This window comes from Phytohabitans houttuyneae, from assembly GCF_011764425.1.
In the GTDB taxonomy this organism is placed as follows: Bacteria; Actinomycetota; Actinomycetes; order Mycobacteriales; family Micromonosporaceae; genus Phytohabitans; species Phytohabitans houttuyneae.
Map to the genome: position 1 here is coordinate 4,394,024 of NZ_BLPF01000001.1, position 21,040 is coordinate 4,415,063.

21 protein-coding genes, 1 tRNA gene and 4 pseudogenes are annotated in these 21,040 nt (G+C 68.8%); 19 read left to right on the forward strand and 7 right to left on the reverse strand.

Translation table 11 applies throughout. The features are described from left to right. Positions 1 to 35 precede the first annotated feature (35 nt). On the forward strand, positions 36 to 965 hold the full coding sequence (locus Phou_RS20220; RefSeq protein WP_173057454.1) for a rhomboid family intramembrane serine protease: 930 nt from the start codon (positions 36 to 38) through the stop codon (positions 963 to 965). Here the strand turns inward: Phou_RS20220 and Phou_RS20225 are convergent. Continuing rightward, entirely contained in the window at positions 942 to 1,364 is a 423-nt protein-coding gene (locus Phou_RS20225; protein ID WP_173057455.1) for a PH domain-containing protein, read from the reverse strand. The genes Phou_RS20220 and Phou_RS20225 overlap by 24 nt on opposite strands. Before the next feature lie 71 nt (positions 1,365 to 1,435). On the opposite strand from Phou_RS20225, the gene Phou_RS20230 reads away from it, so the two are divergent. The 6 genes and pseudogenes from Phou_RS20230 (at position 1,436) to Phou_RS20255 (ending at position 6,759) form a co-directional block, all read left to right on the forward strand. Then, the gene (locus Phou_RS20230; RefSeq protein ID WP_173058660.1) at positions 1,436 to 2,566 is read left to right on the forward strand and encodes an acetyl-CoA C-acyltransferase; all 1,131 of its coding nucleotides are present in this window, start codon (positions 1,436 to 1,438) and stop codon (positions 2,564 to 2,566) included. A gap of 45 nt (positions 2,567 to 2,611) precedes the next feature. Next, positions 2,612 to 3,106 (forward strand): hypothetical protein, encoded by a 495-nt coding sequence (locus tag Phou_RS20235; protein WP_173057456.1) that lies wholly within the window; start codon positions 2,612 to 2,614, stop codon positions 3,104 to 3,106. A 183-nt stretch (positions 3,107 to 3,289) separates the two neighbouring features. Then, positions 3,290 to 3,978: pseudogene (locus tag Phou_RS20240) on the forward strand (response regulator). Beyond that, positions 3,971 to 5,383: a sensor histidine kinase gene (locus tag Phou_RS20245; protein ID WP_173057457.1), complete on the forward strand. Its 1,413-nt coding sequence runs from the start codon at positions 3,971 to 3,973 to the stop codon at positions 5,381 to 5,383. Before Phou_RS20240 ends, Phou_RS20245 begins: the two are co-directional and overlap by 8 nt. A 34-nt stretch (positions 5,384 to 5,417) precedes the next feature. Next, entirely contained in the window at positions 5,418 to 5,948 is a 531-nt protein-coding gene (locus Phou_RS20250; protein WP_173057458.1) for a hypothetical protein, read from the forward strand. A 118-nt stretch (positions 5,949 to 6,066) separates the two neighbouring features. Beyond that, a complete protein-coding gene (locus Phou_RS20255; RefSeq protein ID WP_173057459.1) occupies positions 6,067 to 6,759 on the forward strand; it encodes a glycosyltransferase family 2 protein in 693 nt (230 codons plus the stop codon). Between the two features lie 8 nt (positions 6,760 to 6,767). Here Phou_RS20255 and Phou_RS20260 read toward each other — a convergent pair. Both Phou_RS20260 and Phou_RS20265 read right to left on the reverse strand, forming a co-directional pair. Continuing rightward, positions 6,768 to 7,642: pseudogene (locus Phou_RS20260) on the reverse strand (transketolase family protein). 5 nt (positions 7,643 to 7,647) lie between these two features. Continuing rightward, positions 7,648 to 8,406 carry a thiamine pyrophosphate-binding protein gene (locus Phou_RS20265; protein ID WP_173057460.1) on the reverse strand — a complete coding sequence of 253 codons (759 nt, stop codon included), beginning with the start codon at positions 8,404 to 8,406 and terminating at the stop codon, positions 7,648 to 7,650. A gap of 44 nt (positions 8,407 to 8,450) precedes the next feature. On the opposite strand from Phou_RS20265, the gene soxR reads away from it, so the two are divergent. Further along, on the forward strand, positions 8,451 to 8,900 hold the full coding sequence (soxR, locus tag Phou_RS20270; protein ID WP_173057461.1) for a redox-sensitive transcriptional activator SoxR: 450 nt from the start codon (positions 8,451 to 8,453) through the stop codon (positions 8,898 to 8,900). Here the strand turns inward: soxR and Phou_RS20275 are convergent. Next, positions 8,893 to 9,816: an NAD(P)H-quinone oxidoreductase gene (locus Phou_RS20275; RefSeq protein ID WP_173057462.1), complete on the reverse strand. Its 924-nt coding sequence runs from the start codon at positions 9,814 to 9,816 to the stop codon at positions 8,893 to 8,895. The two genes, soxR and Phou_RS20275, sit on opposite strands and share 8 nt — an antisense overlap. Positions 9,817 to 9,902: 86 nt before the next feature. Between Phou_RS20275 and Phou_RS20280 the strand changes: the two genes are divergently transcribed. From Phou_RS20280 to Phou_RS55555, 3 genes and pseudogenes are all read left to right on the forward strand, one after another. Further along, positions 9,903 to 9,991, forward strand: a tRNA-Ser gene (locus Phou_RS20280). 350 nt (positions 9,992 to 10,341) lie between these two features. Next, positions 10,342 to 10,884: pseudogene (locus tag Phou_RS20285) on the forward strand (winged helix-turn-helix domain-containing protein); the annotation flags it as partial. An 81-nt stretch (positions 10,885 to 10,965) separates the two neighbouring features. Continuing rightward, positions 10,966 to 11,500: pseudogene (locus tag Phou_RS55555) on the forward strand (HAD family hydrolase); the annotation flags it as partial. Positions 11,501 to 11,702: 202 nt separating this feature from the next. Here Phou_RS55555 and Phou_RS20295 read toward each other — a convergent pair. Then, positions 11,703 to 12,581: a DNA adenine methylase gene (locus Phou_RS20295; protein ID WP_218579059.1), complete on the reverse strand. Its 879-nt coding sequence runs from the start codon at positions 12,579 to 12,581 to the stop codon at positions 11,703 to 11,705. 21 nt (positions 12,582 to 12,602) lie between these two features. Here Phou_RS20295 and Phou_RS20300 point away from each other — a divergent pair, with 21 nt between their 5' ends. Both Phou_RS20300 and Phou_RS20305 read left to right on the forward strand, forming a co-directional pair. Continuing rightward, complete coding sequence (locus Phou_RS20300) at positions 12,603 to 12,842, forward strand: helix-turn-helix domain-containing protein (protein WP_173057463.1); 240 nt, start codon at positions 12,603 to 12,605, stop codon at positions 12,840 to 12,842. After that, entirely contained in the window at positions 12,843 to 13,652 is an 810-nt protein-coding gene (locus Phou_RS20305) for a DUF7687 domain-containing protein (RefSeq protein ID WP_173057464.1), read from the forward strand. 254 nt (positions 13,653 to 13,906) lie between these two features. On the opposite strand, the gene Phou_RS20310 is transcribed toward Phou_RS20305, so the two are convergent. After that, positions 13,907 to 14,689, reverse strand: coding sequence for a transposase family protein (locus tag Phou_RS20310; protein ID WP_173057465.1), 783 nt, complete (start codon positions 14,687 to 14,689; stop codon positions 13,907 to 13,909). A gap of 591 nt (positions 14,690 to 15,280) precedes the next feature. On the opposite strand from Phou_RS20310, the gene Phou_RS20315 reads away from it, so the two are divergent. The 5 genes from Phou_RS20315 (at position 15,281) to Phou_RS20335 (ending at position 18,333) form a co-directional block, all read left to right on the forward strand. Then, positions 15,281 to 15,802: a hypothetical protein gene (locus tag Phou_RS20315; protein ID WP_173057466.1), complete on the forward strand. Its 522-nt coding sequence runs from the start codon at positions 15,281 to 15,283 to the stop codon at positions 15,800 to 15,802. A 230-nt stretch (positions 15,803 to 16,032) separates the two neighbouring features. Beyond that, positions 16,033 to 16,410 (forward strand): DUF4352 domain-containing protein, encoded by a 378-nt coding sequence (locus Phou_RS20320; RefSeq protein ID WP_173057467.1) that lies wholly within the window; start codon positions 16,033 to 16,035, stop codon positions 16,408 to 16,410. Positions 16,411 to 16,429: 19 nt separating this feature from the next. After that, positions 16,430 to 17,317, forward strand: a complete 888-nt coding sequence (locus Phou_RS20325; protein WP_173057468.1) for an NAD-dependent epimerase/dehydratase family protein — start codon at positions 16,430 to 16,432, stop codon at positions 17,315 to 17,317. A gap of 10 nt (positions 17,318 to 17,327) precedes the next feature. After that, positions 17,328 to 17,795 carry a MarR family winged helix-turn-helix transcriptional regulator gene (locus Phou_RS20330; protein ID WP_173057469.1) on the forward strand — a complete coding sequence of 156 codons (468 nt, stop codon included), beginning with the start codon at positions 17,328 to 17,330 and terminating at the stop codon, positions 17,793 to 17,795. Positions 17,796 to 17,799: 4 nt separating this feature from the next. Beyond that, positions 17,800 to 18,333 carry a YbhB/YbcL family Raf kinase inhibitor-like protein gene (locus tag Phou_RS20335; RefSeq protein ID WP_173057470.1) on the forward strand — a complete coding sequence of 178 codons (534 nt, stop codon included), beginning with the start codon at positions 17,800 to 17,802 and terminating at the stop codon, positions 18,331 to 18,333. On the opposite strand, the gene Phou_RS20340 is transcribed toward Phou_RS20335, so the two are convergent. After that, entirely contained in the window at positions 18,323 to 19,108 is a 786-nt protein-coding gene (locus tag Phou_RS20340) for an IucA/IucC family C-terminal-domain containing protein (RefSeq protein WP_173058666.1), read from the reverse strand. The two genes, Phou_RS20335 and Phou_RS20340, sit on opposite strands and share 11 nt — an antisense overlap. Positions 19,109 to 19,469: 361 nt before the next feature. Between Phou_RS20340 and Phou_RS20345 the strand changes: the two genes are divergently transcribed. Then, on the forward strand, positions 19,470 to 20,990 hold the full coding sequence (locus Phou_RS20345; RefSeq protein WP_173057471.1) for a peptide deformylase: 1,521 nt from the start codon (positions 19,470 to 19,472) through the stop codon (positions 20,988 to 20,990). Positions 20,991 to 21,040: the final 50 nt, after the last annotated feature.

The window sequence follows — 21,040 nt, forward strand, 5'->3', positions numbered from 1 at the left end:
GCGTGCATGATTGAGCGGATCGAGCGAGGACGGCCGTGAGCGAGTCGCCCGTGACCGTGCCGGTCTGTTACCGCCACCCGTCGCGAGAGACCTACGTCCGGTGCGTCCGGTGTGATCGTCCGATCTGCCCGGACTGCATGCGAGCGGCCTCCGTCGGGCACCAGTGCCCGGAGTGTGTGGCCGAGGGACGACGCACCCAGCGGCCGGCGCGCACCGCCTTCGGTGGCAGTGCCGCCGGCCGCCAGGGGTACGTGACAAAGGCCCTGATCGGCCTCAACGTCCTGGTGGCCGTCCTCGGCCTGGCCGTGGCCGGCGGCGGCTCGCTCTTCAGCGGCGGCCTCTTCACCAGCGGCACCCGCCTGCAGTTTCTCGGCGCCGTGCTCGGCCGCACGCAGACCATCAACGGCGACCGGTACTGGATCGGCAACTTCCCGCAGCTGGGAGACGTCTACACCGGCATCGCGGACGGCGCCTACTACCGCCTGTTCACCGCGATGTTCATCCACTACGGGATCCTGCACCTCGCGCTGAACATGTGGGCGCTCTGGGTGCTGGGTCGCAACCTGGAGGCCGTGCTCGGGCCGCTGCGGTTTCTCACGCTCTACCTGCTGGCCGGCCTGGGCGGCAACGTCGCCTGCTACCTGATCAGCCCCGACGCGTTCTCGGCGGGTGCGTCGACGGCGGTGTTCGGCCTGTTCGCCGCGTTCTTCGTCATCCTTCGCAAGCTCGGCCGAGATACCTCCGCCGTCATCGGCATCCTGGTGGTCAACCTCGTGCTGACCTTCGCGGTGCCCAGCATCTCGATCGCCGGCCACCTCGGCGGCCTCGTCGTCGGCGGTCTCGTCGGCGCGGTCCTGGCGTACGCGCCGCGCGCCCGGCGCAACCTGATCCAGGCCGGGGGCAGCGTGGCGGTGCTCGTGGTGCTCACGCTGCTGACGCTGCTACAGACGGCCGCCCTCACGTAGCGGCTCCAGCGCGGCGGCCACCTCGGCCGGCGGGACACCGAGGTCGTACTCGTTGAAGAGGTGCAGCGACTCGCCCGCGTCGATCTCCAGTGTCTCGGTGCGGAGGCCGAGCCTCGGCCGCGTGTCCACCCGTACCCGCTCGATCTCCGACCAGGCCAGGTGCCGGCGGCCGGTGAGGCCCGCGACCACCGTGACCCCCTCGGGGTCGGCGGCCAGCCGCACCGGTACGAACAGGTCGCGCGCCGCCCACAGGGCGAGCGCCGCGGCCACGGCGGCGGCGAGCACGAGCCGGACCACGTCGCCGTCGGCGAACAGGAGGCCGGCTGCGAGGATCGCGGTGGCCGCGGCCAGCTTCACGGCGGGCACTTTCCCGGGCACGCGCCAGGTGAGGGCATCCATGCGCCAATTCTGGTACCGCGCGCCTCCGCCGCACTCCAGCCGGGCGCTACTGGGGAGTAATGTCGATGACTATGAGGGACGCGGTCATCGTCGGCGCTGTTCGCACCCCGGTCGGGCGGCGCAAGGGCGGCCTTTCCGAGATCCATCCGGTTGACCTGTCGGCGCACGTGCTGCGCGCGCTCGCCGAGCGCACCGGGCTCGACCCGGTGCACGTCGACGACGTCATCTGGGGCTGCGTCTCGCAGATCGGTGAGCAGTCGTGGAACATCGGGCGCAACGCCGTCCTCGGCGCCGGCTGGCCGGAGTCGGTCCCGGGCACCAGCCTCGACCGCCAGTGCGGCTCCAGCCAGCAAGCGGTCCACTTCGCGGCCGCCACCGTCCTTTCCGGGCAGGCCGAGCTGGTGGTGGCCGGTGGCGTCGAGTCGATGACGCGGGTGCCGATGGGCTCGAGCGCGGCCGGCCAGTGGGCCTTCGGTGAGGGCGTGCGCGAGCGCTACGGCGACGACGGGTTCAGCCAGGGCGTCGGCGCGGAGATGATCGCCGCGCGGTGGGGTTTTTCCCGTCTGCAGCTCGACGAGTACTCGCTGGCCAGCCACCAGAAGGCGGCCGCCGCGCAGGACGCCGGCGCGTTCAAGGAGGAGATCGCGCCGGTCGGGCCGATCGACTCGGACGAGGGCATCCGGCGGGACACCTCGCTGGCGAAGCTCGCCGAGCTGGCCACCCCGTTCAAGGCCGATGGCGTGGTCACCGCGGGCTCCGCCTCGCAGATCTCCGACGGCGCTGCGGCGCTTGCCGTCACCACCACGGACTTCGCCCGCGAGCACGGCCTGCGGCCGCTCGCGCGCATCCACACCGCCGTCGTCGCCGCCGACGACCCGGTGGTCATGCTCACCGCGCCGATCCCGGCCACCGCGAAAGCTCTGCGCCGCGCGGGCCTCGGCATCGAGGAGATCGGTGTGTACGAGGTGAACGAGGCGTTCGCCCCGGTGCCGCTGGCCTGGCTCGCCGAGACCGAGGCGGATCCCGAGCGGCTCAACCCTCGTGGCGGCGCGATCGCGCTGGGCCACCCGCTCGGCGGTTCGGGCGCCCGCATCATGACGACCATGCTCAGCCACATGCGGGACAACCAGATCCGGTACGGGCTGCAGACCATGTGCGAGGGCGGCGGCATGGCCAACGCGACGATCCTGGAACTTCTATAGCGTTCGACCCGCGTCACATTCCGTTCGCACCTCGTTAAACGCGGCATGGACGTGTTCTCCCGAACGTTCTTGCCCGCCGCCGCCGAAGCCGGCGTGGCCATCTCCACCGTGAGCCGCCACATGCCCGTCTTCCGGCGGTGCGTGGAGGCCGATGACGCGACGGTCCTGGTCACCCGCTGCCTCCGCCCGGATCGGCCTATGCAGGGCGAGTTTCTGCTGCTGCTGACGTACCGCCGCCTGGTGGTGACCCAGGAGACCCGCGTGCTGCACCGGCTCCGCCTGCACCTCAACACCGAGCTGCGACACCTCAGCAACGTCACCTGGAACCCTGACCCGCGCGTCGCCGCGGTCGAGCTCGCCGCCACCGCCGTCGACGGCATCCGCGAGCGGTTCTGGATCAAGACCGGTCACCCGAAGCAGGTCTGGCACCTGGATGCGCTGCTCAGCCACGCTTTCCGTCCCCGTGTTGTGGCTGAGCGCGCCCAGAAGGCATCTCGCGTAACAGCGCCCGAAGCGCTGCGCGTGCCGGCTGCCGCCTGACGAACCTTTTTCAACCTGGACCGCGCGGTGCTTGCGGCCCGGCCCTCACCTCGCGGTCAGGCTGACCGCGACCAGAGGTTGAAAAAGGTTCGCTACGGAGGGGCGCCCCTACTCCCCGTGTGGGGCGCCCCTCCGTACATTCCTCGAACATTGCGTTGATGCCCGGGCACTCGCCCGTCCGACATGATGGGTGCCGTGGAGCCGAAAGGCCTGGTGCTGGTCGTCGAGGACGAGCGGGCGATCGCCGACCTGGTCAGGATGTACCTGGCCAGGGACGGGTTCGGCGTGCACGTCGAGCACGAGGGCACAGCCGGGCTGGCGGCCGCGCGTCGCATGCGCCCGGTGGCCTGCGTGCTGGACATCGCGCTGCCCGGGCTCTCCGGCACCGATGTGTGCCGCCAGCTGCGCGAGGACGGCGACTGGACGCCGGTCATCTTCCTCACCGCACGGGACGACGAGGTCGACCGGATCGTGGGGCTGGAGCTCGGCGCCGACGACTACGTGACCAAGCCGTTCAGCCCGCGCGAGCTTGTCGCCCGGGTGCGCGCGGTGCTGCGCCGCACGTCCGGCGCGCCGGAGGGCCGGCCGTTCACGGTCGGGCCGATCACGCTCGACCCCGGGCGCCGCGCGGTGACCGTCGACGGAAAGCCGGTGCAGCTGACCTCCACCGAGTTTGACCTGCTCGCCCGCCTGATGGGCCGGCCCGGGCGGGTGTTCACCCGCGAGGAGCTGCTCGCCAGCGTCTGGGGTACGCGGCGCACACCGGCACCCGTACCGTCGACGTGCACGTGGCTCAGGTCCGGGCGAAGCTGGGCGCCGGCGCGGCCGTGCTGCGCACGCACCGAGGTGTGGGGTACGCGGTCGATGCCTGACCGCCCCGAGCTGACCCAGCTCCTGCCGATCGTGCGGCGCCGACCCCTCGGGCGCACGCTCACGGCCCGCGCGGTCCTCGCCGCCTGCGCGGTGGCGGTGGTGTCGGTGCTGGTGACCGCCCTCATCGCCGTGCCCATAGCGGTGCGCGCGGTGGAGCGGCAGGCGCGCGACTCCCTCGAACAGCAGGTGCAGGTCGCCGCGAAGCTGCTGCGCCCCCGGCTCGGCAGCGGCCGTACCGGCGACGAGGAGCGGCTCATCCGCCAGCTGCGCACGGAGGAGATCGACGCGTACCTGATCCGGGCCGGCGAGCCCGACCGGCCGGGCCTGCCGCCGCAGGTCGTCGCGCGGGTCGCCGCCGGTAAGAACGTCAACACCGTCCGCCCGGTCGGCGGCCGTCCCTCCATCGTGGTCGGGCAGGCGCTGGCCCAGGGCAACGGCATCGTGCTCGTCTCGCCCCGCCCGACCGGGCTGCGCCGCCAGGTACTGGGAATCGTCTGGCTGCCGCTGCTGGCCGGCCTGGCGGCGGGCCTCGGCGCCGGCGTCCTGATCGCCCGCCGCATGGTCCGCCCGATCCGCAACGCGGCCACCGCCGCCGCCCGCCTGCGCGCCGGCGACCGCCGGGTGCGCGTGCCGGTCGAGCCGCCGCAGGAGGCCGCCGACCTGGCGTACGCCCTCAACGACCTCGCCGCCGCCCTGGCCACGAGCGAGGGGCGGCAGCGCGAGTTCCTGCTGTCCGTCTCGCACGAGCTGCGCACGCCGCTGACGGCCATCCGCGGGTACGCCGAGGCGCTCGCGGACGGCGTCGTCGCCGCCGAGGGGGCGCAGCGGGCGGGACAGACGATGCTCGCCGAGGCCGAGCACCTCGACCGGCTGGTGAGCGACCTGCTCGCGCTGGCCCGGCTGGAGGCGGCCGACTTTCCGCTGGCGCCGGTGCGGATCGACCTCGCCGCGCTGGTACGGGACGCCGCCGAGGCGTGGGGTGGGCGGTGCGCCGCGGCAGGTGTGGTGCTCCGGGTGGACGTCCCCGCGACCGGGGTGAGCGCGTTCACCGACCCGGGCCGCATCCGCCAGGTCGTCGACGGCCTGCTGGAAAACGCGCTGCGCGTCCTGCCGGCCGGTGCGCCGGTGGTGCTCGCCGCCTGGTCAGCACCCGCCGGCGCCGTCCTGGAGGTGCGGGACGGCGGCCCGGGGCTCAGCGACGACGACCTGGCCGTGGCATTCGAGCGCGGCGCGCTGCGGCAGCGCTACGAGGGGGTACGCAAGGTGGGCAGCGGCCTGGGACTGGCGCTCGCCGCGGGGCTCGTACGGCGGCTGGGCGGGACGATCGAGGCTGGGCACGCGCCCGAGGGCGGGGCCCGATTCACCGTGACGCTGCCTCCTTACGAACCCCGTACACAGGCCTGACCCTCCCTCGCCGGCCTGGAAGACGATGTTCCACATGAAACGTCTCGGACTGGTGGTGGCCAGCGGAGTGCTGGCGATGGGGCTGGTGGGGTGCGGCAACGCACCGGCGCAACAGGCCGGCGAGACCGCTGTGGAGGTCGCGGCGGCGATGGGTGTGGAGGGGCAGGCGCTCGCGGCGCTCGGGCTCGACCCGACGCCCGCGGTCTCGCCCTCCGCGCCGGCGGACGCCGCGCCGGATCGTACGGACCGCCGCGAGCGGCGCAAGGCACGCGTCATGCTCCGGAAGAACGTCCTGCACGGCGAGGTGGTCGTGCAGACCAAGGAAGGCACCAAGACGGTCGCCGTGCAGCGCGGCGAGGTGACCGAGATCAGTGACTCCTCGATCACCGTGAAGTCCACCGACGGTTACAGCGCGACGTGGAGCTTCGCCACCGACCTGCACGTGGTCCGGCACGCCAAGACCGTCCAGCCCGAGGAGATCAAGGCGGGCAGCCGGGTCGGTGTCGCCGGCGCCAAGAACGGCGCCACGTTCGTGGCCCGGCTGATCGTGGTGCCAGCCTCCTGACCTGCGAGAGGACTCCCCGGCAGCCAGGACCGGGGAGTCCGTTTCATGCCCATCCACACGCGGGGAATCCGGTCAAGCTAGGCTGGGCCCGTTATAGCCAGCGGCCCGTGGAGATCCCGTGAAGCTCTCGATCCTCATGCCGGTCTACAACGAGGAAGATCGCGTCGCGGATGCCCTCAAGCAGGCACTCGCGGTCGACTACCCGTGCGAGATCGAGCTGGTCGTGGTCGACGACGGCAGCCGTGACGGCACCGCCGAGGTCCTCGGCCGGGCGGATGACGCCCGGCTGCGAGTGATCACCCACCAGCGCAACGCCGGAAAAGGCGCCGCGATCAAGACGGCGGTGCAGGCTGCCGAGGGTGAGTACATGGTCATCCTCGACGCCGACCTCGAGTACGACCCGCAGGACATCCCCAAGCTCCTCGCCCCCGTGCTCGACGGCCGCGCCACCGTGGTCTACGGCAACCGGACGTTCGGGAGCCACAGCGCCTACAGCTTCTGGTACGTGATGGGCAACAAGGCCGTCACCACCGCTGCCAACGTGCTGTTCAACTCGTACATCGGCGACCTGGAGACCTGCTTCAAGCTGATGCCGGTCGCGCTGTACCGGTCACTCGACGTCCACTCCCGCGGCTTCGGGATGGAGGCCGAGGTGACCGGCAAGCTGCTGCGCCGCCGCATCCGGCCGTACGAGGTGCCGATCAGCTACCGCGCGCGGGGCCGTGAGGAAGGCAAGAAGATCACGTGGAAGGACGGCGTCGAGGCGCTGTTCATCCTCGGTCGCGAGCGGGCCCGCCGCCGCAAGTCGTGAGCGACCCATCAGGCTGAGCCCACGAAAGCGCTGATCGACTGCCGCACGCCGGCCGGGTCCAGCCCGTGCCACCGCGCGTGGTCCTTCGGGCTGCCGTAACGGTGCAGGTCCGTGCGCACCACGCCCAGGCTCAGCAGGCGGTGCGGCAGGTCGCGGAGCGCGTCCGAGACCACGCCGCTGGACGTGCCGGCCAGGTACGGCTCGACCAGCACCACATCACTGTGGCCCAGCGCGCGCAGCCCCTGACGTCGAAGGGGCGCGGCGTGTTCGTGTACGCCACCGTCACGTCCAGCCCTTCCACGGCGGCGAGCACCGTGTCGAGCATCGGCCCGACCGCCACCACCGCCGCGCGCCCACCCCGCCGGATCGTCTGGAGCCCGGTCGCCGGCCGCGCCCGCCCGTTGCGCTGGGTCGAGAGCCTGATGTAGACCGGCTCGTCGTGGGCGGCCGCCGCGGTCAGCAGCGGTCCGACCTCGTCCGCATGACCAGGCACGTGTACCGTCCAGCCGCCCAGCGTGTCGAAGAGCGCCACGTCCCCCGGTGACTGGTGGGTGCGCCCCTCGGAGGAGGCGTCGTAGGACGCGCCGATGCTGACCAGCACCGCGCCCACGCCCTGGTGGTTGAGGTCCAGCTTGATCTGCTCGTAGGCGCGGTCCACCACGAACGGCGCGTACGAGTGCACGATCGGCCGCATCCCGGTCAACGCCAGGCCGCCGGCCACGCCGAGCATGAGCTGCTCGCGGATGCCCACGTTGATGACCCGGTCGGGGTGCTCCCGCGCGGCCGGCGCGAAGGCGTCGCCGGAGATGTCGGCGAGTACCACGGCGGTGCGCGGGTCGCCGTCCAGCAGCGCGGTGGCGGTGTCCACAAAGGCCTGTCGCATCGTTCTCAACCCTTCTTCTCGACCACGGCCACGACGACGTGCGGCGCGGCACCGGTGTGTGCCCGCAGCCCCGCCTCGATGGCGTCGTGGTTTCGACCATCGACAGTGGACGACGTCCACCCGTGGAACCGGCTGGCCAGCCCGCCCGGCCACCCGTGCGTGGACGACTGGTTGTCGATGACGATCGCGGTGAGGCTGTCGAGGCCGGTGGTGCCCGCGTACGCGATCGCCTCGTGGTTGGAACCCTCGTCGAGCTCGGCGTCACCGACCAGCACGTACACCCTCGGGTCGGTGAGGCCCTGGGCCCGCAGGCCCAGCGCGGTGCCCACGCCGAGTCCGAGGCCGTGGCCGAGCGAGCCGGAGCCGATCTCGACGCCCGGCACGAGCAGGCGGTCGGGGTGGTGGCCGAGCCGGCTGTCCGGTCCGGCGAGGTCGTCGAGCCACTCCTCGGGGATGAAACCCTTGGCCGCGAGAACCGCGTAGTACGCGGCCGGCCCGTGCCCCTTGGAGAGCAGGAAGCGGTCGCGGTCGGGATCGTCGACGCTGCCGGGCGAGGCGCGCAGCACCCGGTCGTAGAGCACCCAGAGCACGTCGAGGGTCGAGTATGCGCTGGGCGCGTGCTTCTCGTCGCCGGTGAGCCGGGTCAGCAGCTCACCGAGTCTGGCGCGAGCCGACAGCGAGTGAGCATCGTAGGGAGCGCTAGCGACCGAGGAGCGGAGCGAGCGCAGAGGCGAGCCATTTGGCGTAGAGGTCGATGTGGTCATATGGCTAGGGTGCAAGTTGAAGTGGACTTCAGCTCAAGGGACCTATGACCGACACCTCATTGACGATCGGCGAACTCTCCCGCCGCTCCGGCGTGGCGCCCTCCGCGCTGCGGTACTACGAGCGGCTGGGCTTGATCCGGGCGGTGCGCACGGGCGGCAACCAGCGCCGGTACGAACGCGCCGAGCTGCGCCGCGTGGCCTTTATCCGGATCTCCCAGCAGGTCGGCGTGTCACTGGAGGAGATCCGCGAGGCGTTGGCGTCGCTGCCCGAGTCGCGCACACCCACCAAGGCCGACTGGGCGGCACTGTCCGCGCGGTGGCGCGGCCGTCTCGACGAGCGGATCGCATTTATGGAACGCCTCCGCGACGACCTGACCGGCTGCATCGGCTGTGGCTGCCTGTCACTGCAGCGATGCCGCCTCTCCAACCCCGACGACCAGCTGGCGGCCGAAGGCGCGGGATCGAGGCTGCTCCTGCCGCCGGGCCTCAGCTGACGGTCAGCAGCACCTTGCCGATGTGGTCGCTCGCCTCCACGATCCGGTGGGCCTCGGCGGCCTCTGACAGCGGCAGGCGCCGGTCGATCACCGGCTTGATCGCACCCGACTCCACGAGCGGCCAGACGTGGTCACGCACTCCCCGTACTATGGCGGCCTTTTCGTCGTGGCTGCGGGCCCGCAGCGTCGTCGCGGAGATCGACGCCCGCTTGGCCATCAGCACCCGCAGGTCCAGCTCCGCCTTGACCCCACCCTGCAACCCGATGATCGCCAACCGCCCTCCCGAGGCCAGCACGTCGAGGTTTCGGGCCAGGTAGCGCGCCCCGATGATGTCGAGGATGACGTCCGCCTCGCCCACCTCGGCCACCCAGTCCTCACTGGTGTAGTCGATCGTCCGGTGCGCACCCAGCTCCTTGAGCCGCGCGTGCTTGGCCTTCCGCGCGGTGGTGACCACGGTCGCCCCCAGCGCCACCCCGAACTGGATCGCGAACGTACCGATGCCGCTCGCGCCCCCGTGCACCAGCAGCGTCTTGCCGTTCAGGTCGTGGCCCACGTTCGACCAGACGGTGCAGGCCACCTCGGGCAGCGCGGCCGCGTCCGCGACGGACAGGCCCGCGGGCACCGGCAGCGTGTGCGCCCTCGGCACAGCAACCAACTCCGCGTAGCCACCACCACCGAGCAGCGCGCAGACCGCCTCGCCGGTCGCCACGTCGGTGCCGCTGACCTCCAGGCCCGGGTAAGGCGACGCGCCGGGAGGCGGGTTGTAGTGCCCTTGCCGCTGAAGCAGATCGGCCCGGTTGACGGCGGTCGCCGCGGCGCGAACCAGGATCTCGCCCTCGGCAGGCGCGGCGTCCGGCACTTCGGCCCAGGTGAGCACCTCCGGCCCGCCCGGCCTGGGGATGGTGATCGCGTGCACGCCACAGTCTCCCATCCGCAAACCTGGGACCCCATGGCACACTAGGCACGGCCACGCCCGGACGCCCGCGTCGGGGCAGCGGCCGAGGAGGGTTCGCCTAGTGGCCGATGGCGGCGGTCTTGAAAACCGCTATGGGTGGTGACACTCATCGTGGGTTCGAATCCCACACCCTCCGCTCCCAACCAGCGAAAAGCCCCTCTGACCAGCGCGAATGCGTGGCAGAGGGGCTTTGCTCTTGTGGCGTGGTGGTCCCGCTGGGTCTTACCGAAGCCCGCTCCGGCCCACCCTTCAGGGCAAAGTTTGGGGCGCATCCGGGGAAGATCACTCAGCCGAGGCCTCCTCATCCTCACTCGCGTTCAGCGCTGTCTCGATCCGGCGCCGGGCCGCTTCGTCCTGGCCGTCGGTGCACTTGGCGTAGACCGCTGAGCCACAGCGACACGGCGGCGTGCCGAAGGTGGTAGGGCACCTCGGCGAGCGGGGACCGCTGTTGCGTCTCGGCGAGCACCGCCGGGCGAGCTTGGCGCCATCGCAGCGAAGTTGCGGGCGGTGATCCTCACGCGGCGCTTCGCGCCGGGCGACAAGCTCCCGTCACAACCAGAGATCGCGGCGCGCTACGGCGTCGCCAGGGAGACCGTGAAGCGGGCACTTGAGGTGCTGCGCGCTGAGCGGCTGATCATATCGCGGCAGGGGAGCGGCGTGTTCGTCCGCGCGCAGACGCAACGACCCGTCGAACTACGGCCGCACATCGAAGCGGCGTTCGACCGTCCACATGTGACAGTGGACTTCGCGGGCTTCTCCGGTGAGACGCTGCGAGACGCACTCGCCGAGGTCCTCGACAAGGTACGGGTAGGCAGGCTAGCGCCGGAAAGCATCGCGATTCGCGTGCTCGTCTCCGACATGTCAGCGCCTACGGCCGTTCCCGCGCGGGCTGAGGCTCAAGGCGATGATGCCGCAGTCCGTGAGCGAGCCGAGCGCATCACGCGGCGAGCGGTAGACGGCATCATCCTTGACCAGGTGGCCGAACTGGGAGACCCGGGCCTAGTGCGGTCGGCCACTGTCGAGGCGCGACCCAGCGCCGGCCGTGGCGGCAGATTCGTTCGCGCTGGTTGGCGACCACGGCGGGTCTTTGCCCTCAGAGGTCGCCTAGGACCTGACCCGCTGGAAATGCTCCGATGGGTCGTGCGCGCCGGCGACCGGCGCCTACTCATGGTCGCGGAAGACGCACTCTGTGCAGCTGAGATTCCCGCGGCCGCCACAGCGGAGCCACCTCCGTTCGGACGTAAGGTCATCGTCGGTGCGCGCCAGGTCGGCCTACCGGGTTGCGGTGGTCAGCAACAAACTCGGCTGGCGCGGTGACCTCCTACCTCGCAGCGCGGCGACTGGCCGGCCATGTGCATCCCATCGTAGGACGCGCCTACGCCGAGCCGGCGCGGATGAAACCCAACCCCGATCCGATCTTGTGCGCTGCGAGCACGCTCGGCGTCGATCGGGCGCAGTGCGTTCTGATCGGCGACTCGCTCGCCGACATCGACGGCGCGCGTGCGGCCGGCGTCCCGGTGATCGGGTACGCGAACCGCCCGTGGAAGATCGACCGGTTCGCGGAGGCCGGTGCCGATGTGTGGTCACGTCCATGGGTGAAGTTGCGGATGCGCTCATGAGCCTCGGCGAGCGCTCCGGCAGATAGCGCGGGGGCACGCGTGAGTGACACGGGCGACAGGGGGTCTGACCTGCGGAAAGGCTTCCGTTCTTGAGTGACAGTCGGGTGACACAAGAGCGGTGGTTGACCTGAGCTATGTAGCCTCCGACCGCGGTTTCGGCGCGCCGCGCATCGGCCGTCCGTCAGCCATGGTGTGACATCGACAGCAGGCGAACGGCTGGTGACCTACCTAGAAAAGTGTGAGTTCCTCTTGGTGCGCCTTAGGTTCGTAGTTCGTGAAAACCAGATCCCAACTCGATCGCTTGGCAGATTGGAGGTTGATATCGCGACGGGTGGCCATTCTGTGCACGTTGAAGCCCTTGAAAATCGCCCGAGTCGCATCTGTGTCGCTGTTTGTCAACATGAGGAACACGCCGCGCTTGTCCGCCTCCCACATCGCCTCAGCTAGCCGCTCATGGTCATGATCGTGGAACTGGCCCGACGTGTACCGCTTGAAGTCTGAGTATCCACCCTCGGGGATGTAGGGCGGGTCAAGAAAGATCCAGTCTCCCTTAATAGAATTCTTGAAGGCCGCGTCAAAGTCGGCCTCCCTGATCTCGGCGTCCGAAAGCGCCTTGGACGCCGTAAGCAGCGTGCGGCGGTTGTAATAGGGTCGATCATATGCACCGTAAGGCACGTTGAATTGGCCTTTGCGGTTGACGCGCCACAAGCCTCTAAAGGCGGTCTTGTTCAGATAGATAACCCGGGCTCCCCTATCGTGCAACTCCAGTTCCTCAGGGTCCTGCCGTCGTACTTGCTCGAAAAACTCCGGAGTGTTTGGCATCTGGTCGAGCTTGGCCATGACGAGTTCAGGTTCCTGGGCGACCGCGCGGAAGCAAGCCACCAACTCAGGGTTGGCGTCGGAGAGGACGGCCTTTGATGGCCTTAGCTCAAAAAAGACCGCCGCACTGCCCATGAAGGGTTCCCAGTAGCACCCTTCATACGGCGGAGCTGCGGCGACGAGCTGGTCTGCGTACCGGGTTTTTCCGCCGGCCCACTTGATGAACGACCGACCGTCACCGCGGGTGGCGGAAGTGCTACTTATAGTCTGTAGACCCATCGTCGTCATCCCGGCATCTTAACGGATGTCATGGGTGATTACGACGACGCCTTCGTGGCATTTGGCGCCAACCTTCGCCGTGCACGTGAAGCGCGCGGGCTGTCGCAAGAGTCGCTGGCAGAAGCCACTGGTCTCCACCGAACATACGTTGGAAGCGTCGAGCGCGGCGAGCGAAACGTCAGCCTTGTAAATATTTTGAAACTCGCTCAAGCCTTGCGCGTCACCCCGGGGCAGTTACTCGACTCAATTCGGCTTCCCAGGGATAGGTAGATGCGACGTTTTGAAGGCTTTGCAGCGCCGGCTTGGGATGATCCCTTCTGGCATGCAGTTCGACTGTTGGTTGACACGTTCAAAACTCGTGTGCCAACCGAGGCGCAGGTTTTGCCCGTAGTGGAAAGTGGCCAAACCGCCGAGACAATCGGGATCTATTCCTATCTGCATCGGCGTCCCTTTTTGGTAAAGCCGCTTGTGGACTACCTGGCGCTGCGAATGGAGCTAGGCGATAAACTCCTAAGCGAAATGCGGACGGAAGATGAGGCGAGGGAGGATTTCATGCGCCTCTCGGCAGCAGAGGTGCAAACATATGGCACCCGAATGGCTGGGCATCATCAGTCGTCCAAGGTGTTGGTTGCAACGGTAGAGGCCCTTATGAGGGAGGTGTGCTTAAGTCATGGTATGACCGCGAACGTCAATCCTCAAAAGCGTGCGACCTACATTGCGGACGATTATCTATGGGTAAGCCCGCGGCGCCTCGACGGTGCCTTTCCGTCTTTGGTCAACCCTTACGCCATTTGGGAGATCAAGGAGTATTGGGGAAAGACCAGCGGAGGTAGCAAGATGTCAGACGCGATATATGAATGTCAGCTTGTGGGGACTGAGCTACGGGCATTCGAGGACAAGCACGGTATTCGCATAGAACACTTCGTTTTGTTGGATGGCTACGAACAGTGGAGTGTTCGACGGTCAGATCTTCGGAGGGCAGTTGATCTGCTTTATTCCGGTTTAATCGACGAATTGATTGTTGGCCATCAGGTTATTGGCTCATGGCGAGCAATCATGGAGCGGCTGTGTGCGATATGAGGGCGGGCCGGTCTCGAACGCTGTGACCCGGGAAAGCGCGAGCATAGGGGACGCAAACCCACACTGCCAATGGCGATCTCGCGAACTCGACGCGATGTGCTTGGCGGCCAACCCTGCGTCTGCGGGACACCCGCGACCGCCGATCAGGCGCCCCGGTGTGAACACCACCCGAGGGGCTGCGACAGGCCCGCCTGCTGTCTCGCGCCCGTTGGGTCTCATCCGCGTCACCCGTGTCACTCAACAGTGAGCCATTTTCATCGTGGGTAGCGGTCGTCTTCGGTGTGTTGGAGGACGAGGATCGCTCGGACGATGGCGGTGGCGCGGTGCGGGCTGCAGTGCAGTTTGGCCAGCACTTTCCAGGTCTTGAGGGTGGCTACCGCACGTTCGCCGAGGGCGCGGATCTTGGCGTGTTGCCGGTTGACCGACCTTTGCCGCTTGGACAGCCGCGGCCGCTTCGGCTGTCGTGTGAACGGCGTCCAGATGGTGCTGCCAGCGCCTTGGTACGCCTTGTCCGCGAACGTCATCACCTCGCCGCTGGTCAGGGCGTCGATCAGGCCGTGGGTACGGGCGGCGGTCAGGTCGTGGACCGCGCCGGGCAGCGCGGGTGATGCCCATACGAGCCGGCCGGCTGGGTCGGCCAGGATCTGCACGTTCACGCCGTGCCGTTTGTGCTTTCCCGAGTAGTAAGGCCGCTGGTCGGCAACCCGGTCGATCGGGATCAGCGTGCCGTCGATGATCGCGTAAGCCAGCCGCCTGGCGCGGACGGCCGCCTGGGTAAGGTCCGGGGCAATGGCGGCGAGCAGGTCGATCGCCTCGCGTAGGTACCGCCACACGGTGCTGACCGATACCGCGAACCCAACCGCTAACCGGGCGAGCGTGTCGCCGTTGCGTAGGTGGGCGAGCGTCATCAGCGCCTGCTCGTGTGCTGGCAGCCGCCGCCAACGGCCGCCCAGCTCGACGCGTCGGGCTCGGATCAGCTCGGCAAGGCGCGTCAGGCTGCGTGTGGACAACGGGATGGTGGCAACATACGTGAGCAACGAGACTCCTGGACAGGGCTGTCGTTCTTGGTCGACTGCTGTCCTACCGGGAGTCTCGTCCTATGTGGAGCACCGACACACCCTCGCTGACCAGGACCCGAGGTGGCCCACCCCCGCGATGAAAATGGCTCAGTATGTGACCTGCGAAAAGCGCTATCGATCCTGAGTGACAGTCTAGTGACACGGCAACACAAGCGGCTGAAACACTGGAGAGGCGGCCGCGCGCTTTCTGTGTTTCAACCATTCGACCGTGCACACGACCGGTGCCGCCGGCCCACTCGGCAAATGCGGGGCAACGGATGTCCGCACCTAAGCGTTTCCGCAGGTCAGCGTCCTCACCCGAACCGGTCTTGAAGACCGCTATGGGTGGTGACACTCCTCGTGGGTTCGAATCCCACACCCGCTTTGGGTCCCTCTGACCAAGCCCAAACCCGATGCTCGGTCGTCCGGGTGGGTCTCACGGTGTCTCGCTGGATCTCGCCGTCGTTCACCGTTCGGGGGCACATAGCGGGGAAGTCGCGTGTGCCACTTGGCGGAGCCGGAAGCTGCGGTGGTTGCCGACCCCAGTTCACGAGAAAGGATCTGGCATACGTGGAGATCGCGTTTGGGTGGCCTGAGATAGATGCGCTCGGATTCCTGGTCGGCGGCGTATTCACCGCGCTGGTGTTCGGAGGAGCGCTTTGGGTGATACGAGGATCGACAGGTGTTCGGCGGTCAGAGCAGCGGATGCGGGACGAGGAGCGCCGTGATGACGAACGGCGACAAGCCCGGCTGGTCGTTGCCACTCTCGGCAAGATCGGCGATTCGGAGGTCCATGTCGAGGTGCTGAACCACAGTGATGCACCCATTTGGGACATAAAGGTGTTCGTCCCTGGTCGAGAGCACACGCCTCTATTGATCGAGCGAGTTGATTCTCACGGGTCTGGAACCGACGCCTGGTTCGATGCGCCGGACGACTGGTATCGGAAGTACATCGGCGCGGGTGGCCCTGGAACGCCGGACTGGCTTCCCTTGGACGTTGTGTTCGTGGACAACGCGGATCGGCGCTGGCACCGATCGGGGTGGGCGGAACCTGTTCGCCCCCTCGACGGTGAGGACGTCTTCCCTATCTGAGTGCCAGTTTGGAATCCTTTGCCGCATCATCGCCGTATGTCTATTTCGTCTGGTCCTCCTCTCGTCCTGATGCCCGCTGATTGTGGATTCGCCACACGCCCGGGTATGCGCAGGCATACGCTGAAGCGTTAGAGGCGTTCGCCGCCGTTGCAGCACTTGCCTCGCCGCCGGCTGCGGCCGTTGCCGCGGAGCCCGAAGCTCGGGTCGGAGACACGATCGAGCTGGCCGGGATGAGTGACGGCGAGAAGATGGCGGTCACCGTCGTCCAGGTCGTTGACCCCGCGCCGGCCGGGGAGTTCTTCGAGCCGAGCCAAGGCAACCGCTATGTGGCCGTGCAGTTCCAGCTCGAAAACACCGGCACCGCCGCCTACGACGACTCGCCGTCAAACGGTGCGGTTGTCATCGATACGGCCGGACAGAGCTTCAACTCCACGATCGGCGACACCACAGCCGGGCCGAGCTTTCCTGGCTCTGTGACGATCGGACCCGGTGACACAGGGCTCGGGTTCATCACCTTTGAGGTGCCGCACGGGTCGCAGGTCTCGAAGGTCCAGTTCGCGCTCAACAGCGGCTTTGCCGACGAAACGGGCGAGTGGCAAGTGACCTGACGGCCGGCAGACTGTCCGCGTGCGTGTACTCGTCACCGGCGGTCAGGGGTACCTCGGCAGTGCGGTCTGCCATGCCCTCCGGGCCGCCGGCCACCAGGTCGCCGTGCTCAGCCGGCGGACGGGGGTCGACGTTCGTGACCGGAATGGCGTTGCCGACCTCGTCAAGGCCACGCGGCCCGATGCCGTCTGTCACCTCGCCGGCCTCACCCGCGCCCGCGACTCCTTCGCCGACCCGCTCACCTACTTCGACGTCAACGTCGGCGGCACCCTCAACGTCCTCCTCGCGCTCGACCGCGCCGTCCCGTTCGTGCTGGCTTCCAGCAGCATCGTGTACGGCGGGCAGCACACCGGCCCACTCCGCGAGGATCTGCCGGTGAGCCCGCAAAGCCCTTACGCCGCCGCGAAGGTGGCCGCCGAACAGGTGGTGGCCGCGCACACCGCGACCGGCGCGGTCGGGGGCGTCGTGTTGCGGTGTTTCAACGTCTCGGGCGCGGTGGGCGGGGTCGGCGACGCGGACACCGCGCGGATCATTCCCAACGTGCTGCGCGCGATCACGGGCGAACTGCCCCACGTGACGCTCAACGGCGACGGCTCGGCGATGCGGGACTTCGTGCACGTGGCGGACGCGGCGCACGCGGTGGTCAATGCCATCGGGCGAGCGCGGCCTGGTCGCAGCCAGACCTACAACATCGCCTCGGGTACCGGCACCAGCATGGCGGCGATCATCAAGGCCGCGGAGGGCGTCACCGGCAAGCGGGTACCGGTGAAGCACAACCCGCCCGCGCCCGAGCCGCCGCTTCTCGTCGCGGACATCTCGAAGGCGCGGGCCAGCCTGGGGTGGGAGCCGCGCAGTTCGGGCATCGACCGCATCCTCACCGATGCCTGGGCCGCCTGGCCGCCCGCCTAAGGTGCTGGGTATGCGGACACCCGACGAGGCGCCGGCGTCCTCCTCACGCGTGTGGGAGATGCCGAGTTGGCTGCTCACCCAGACGGCCACGCACGCCGGGCGGCTGGTGTCGGAGGGCCTGGCGGCCGTCGACGCGCGGGGATACCACTTCCGGGTGCTGACCACGCTCGACGAGCTGGGGCCGGCCAGCCAGGCCACGCTCGGGCGGCGCAGCGGGATCCACCTCAGCGACCTCGTCGCGACCATCAACGAGCTGGCCGACCAGGGGTTCGTCGAGCGTTCACCCGATCCCGAGGACCGGCGGCGCAACGTCGTCACGCTCACCGCCGCCGGGCGGCGGCAGCTGCGGAGGCTGGACAAGCAGTTGGTACAGGTTCAGGATCAGCTCCTCGCCCCGCTCTCGCCCGAGGAGCGGGTCGAGTTCGCGCGGCTGCTCACTCGGCTTCTCCAGCACCACGCGCAGCGAGTGCAAGGATGACCCCATGAGTCTTGACCGTCCTATTGCACCGGATCCGTACGAGCTGCTTCCGGCCGTACCCACGTTCACGCTCACCAGCAGCGACCTCGACGAAGGCCAGCCGTTCGACGCGACCTTCGCCCACGACAGCGTCGGTGGTCAGAATGTGTCGCCGCAGCTGGCCTGGTCGGGCTTCCCCACCGAGACCCGCAGCTTCGTGGTCAGCTGCTTCGACCCGGACGCCCCGGTCGTGAGCGGCTTCTGGCACTGGAATCTGGTCAACCTGCCGGCCTCGGTGACCGAGCTGGAGCGCGGTGCGGGCGCGGGCGACGTGCACGGTGGCTTCCACGTGCGCAACGACTACGGCACGCGGGCGTACGGCGGCGCCGCCCCGCCCGGAGGTGACCGCCCGCACCGCTACTACTTCGCCGTCCACGCGGTGGACGTGGAGGCGCTCGACGTGACCCCCGACGTCTCGAACGCGGTGGTCGGCTTCAACCTGGCCTTCCACACGCTGGCGCGGGCGATCCTGGTGGCGACCTACCAGGTCAAGGCTTGATGCAGCAGCCCGAGCAGATCTTGGGCTGAGGGAGCGTAAAGGCGAGGCAGCACGTCTTGCGCTGTACCGTCAGCTCGCCGTTTGGCCCGGGCACCAGCTCGATGAGGTCTTCCACGCCCAGCGTCGTGAGCAGCGTGCCGATGTGCTCCACGGTCGACCCGGGGAGTACATCGGCCGCGCGCAGGATGCCGTGCGCGATGCCGGAGCTGACCGAACCGAGCAGTGTGCGGGCACCGACCCGCACCTCGGCGTGGATCGCGTCGAGCAGCGGCGTGAGGTGGGCGTCGAGCAGTGAGGACCGGAGCGCGCCGAGCAGGGCCGCGTCGTCGCGGACCACCCGCACCTGAGGCAGGCCGGAGAGGGCCAGCGGGTCCGAGGGGAGCACCGCGACGGCGATCGAACGGCGGTATCCGAGCGTCAGCAGCGGCCGCTGGTCTTCGAAGTGCATCAGCACGTCGTCGGGCGTGAGCAGCGGCACCCGCCGCGCCGAGGCCCAGCCGAGCACCGCGGGCAGCGAGAGCCAGTACGTGTACGCCTTCCACGCCAGCGCGGCGGCGGCGTGCGGCGACGCGTTCCACCGGCGCTTGGCCGAGGCGAGCAGGTCGGGCAGGCGGCTGCCGTCGATGAGACGGGACGTGGAGATCCACTGCGCGTCGGTGATCTCGGGGACGACGAGGCCAGGCGTCAGGCCCGGCAGGTCATCGGTGCCGAACATCGCGCGGAGTGTGGACGTGATCGGCGCCAGGATGTCGGCGCCGGCGATGCGGTGAGGCACAACGGTGGTCACTTCGCGTCGCCTCCCTCACGGAGCGCGACGTACGCGGTCAGACCGGGGAGATGCCCGATCCAGTGCCGCGTAAACGTGCTCACCTCGCCACTTCCCTTTGATCTCAAGCCGACGGATCACCCTAGCGTACTAAGGCTAGGCTAACCAGAGGATCCGACTCGCGCCTCTCTTTCTGCTCACAACATGTCTTCAGTCACACTGCGTAGGAAGTTACGCTAAGTGATGGAGAAGTGTGTCTGAGTAGCGAAAGCGTACTTTTGTCAAGCCTTTTGTCGGTAACGCGCCAGTTCATGTGGGGCCAAGCGGCTCGGAAAGCAGACTGAAAGTCCCGGCCCGAGGTACCCAGAAGATGACGACATCGCCCATCGAGCGGGCTGCGGACACGTTCGCTGCTGAGCTGGCCCGATGGCGGGTCGAGCGCAGCATGAGCAAAAAGCAGCTCGCGGCCCGCATGGGCTTCGACCCGTCCTATGTCAGCCATGTCGAGGGACGCCGCCACCGGCCCACCGAAGACTTCGCGCGGCGTGCCGAGGCTGTGCTCGGCGCGGGTGGCGCGATCTGGCAGCGCTACCAGGAGTACGACGAGCTGCGCCACGCCCGCTCCTCGGCGAGCCACCGCGACCCGCCCGTGCCCGAGCAGTGGATGCCGCCCGGCACCGGCCTGATCGTGGAGCAGGAGGTGGCGACGCTCGCGTACCGCGAGGGCTCGTACCGGTGCGTCATCCGCCGGTCCCTCTACAACGCGGGCACCGAGCCGGTCACCCGCTACCTGATCCGGGTGGCCGTCGACAGGTACCCCCATGATCCGGAGAAGTCCAACCGCCACCACCGCGAGCACCCGCTCAGCTTTGCCGAGCTCGACCTCCAGGCGTGGTGCGGCGAGGAGCCGGCCCGAGAGGCGATGGAGTACCGCAAGAAGCACGATCGCGACGCCTTCAAAGAGGTGTGGCTCCTCTTCGAAAACACGGAGGGTCGCTACCCTCTGTATCCGGGACAGCGCACGGTGATCGAGTACGCCTATACGGTCAGTCACGACAAGTGGGGCCAATGGTTTCAGCGCGCGGTGCGGCTGCCCACCCGCCGCCTCACTGTGCGGCTCGACTTCCCCAACTGGCTGGACGCGCAGGTGTGGGGCGTGGAGACATCACTGTCCGCGGAGGAAGCCCCGCTGCGCACGCCGGTCATCCGCCGCGCCGAGGGCGAGCGGATGATCTTCGAGTGGACGACGGAGTCGCCCCCACTGAACGCCCGGTACCGGCTGGAGTGGCGCTTCCGCGGCCACAACGGCCCGCCCCCGTCCGGCCTCGCCATCGCGGTGCGCGCCAGCGACCGCATGCGCGCGGTCGGCATCGTCCAGCGTGGCGCCGACTCGCTCGTCCAGTTGCCCCACCAGTTCGACCTGCCACTCGACGAGGCGGAGGCCCGCGACGTGGTCGACCGCCTGATGGGCGCGCTGGACCGGGTGGAGGAGCTGCACACGTTCACCAAGGGGGTGGGCCTTGCCGCGCCGCAGATCGGACTCTCCTGGGCCGCCGCGGTGGTACGCCCGGCCGACCGCACCGCCGAGCCGGTCGTGCTGCTCAACCCGCGCGTGGTCGAGTCGTCCCCGGAGACCGACGAGCAGTACGAAGGCTGCCTGTCCTTCTTCGACGTGCGCGGCCTCGTGTCCCGCCCACTCGCGCTGCAGGTGGAGCACGCAAAGTGGGATGGCGGCCGCGTGATCACCGCGTTCGAGCAGGGCATGGCCCGGCTCGTCGCGCACGAGATAGACCACCTCGAGGGCCGGCTGTACGTCGATCGCATGGCGCCCGGCGTCCCGCTCGTGCCGGTCGAGGAGTACCGCGAGGCCGGGAACCCCTGGCGGTACTAAGTGTCTGGGGTCTGTCTCCTGGGTCGCCCCGCTCAGAAGATCCAGGAGAC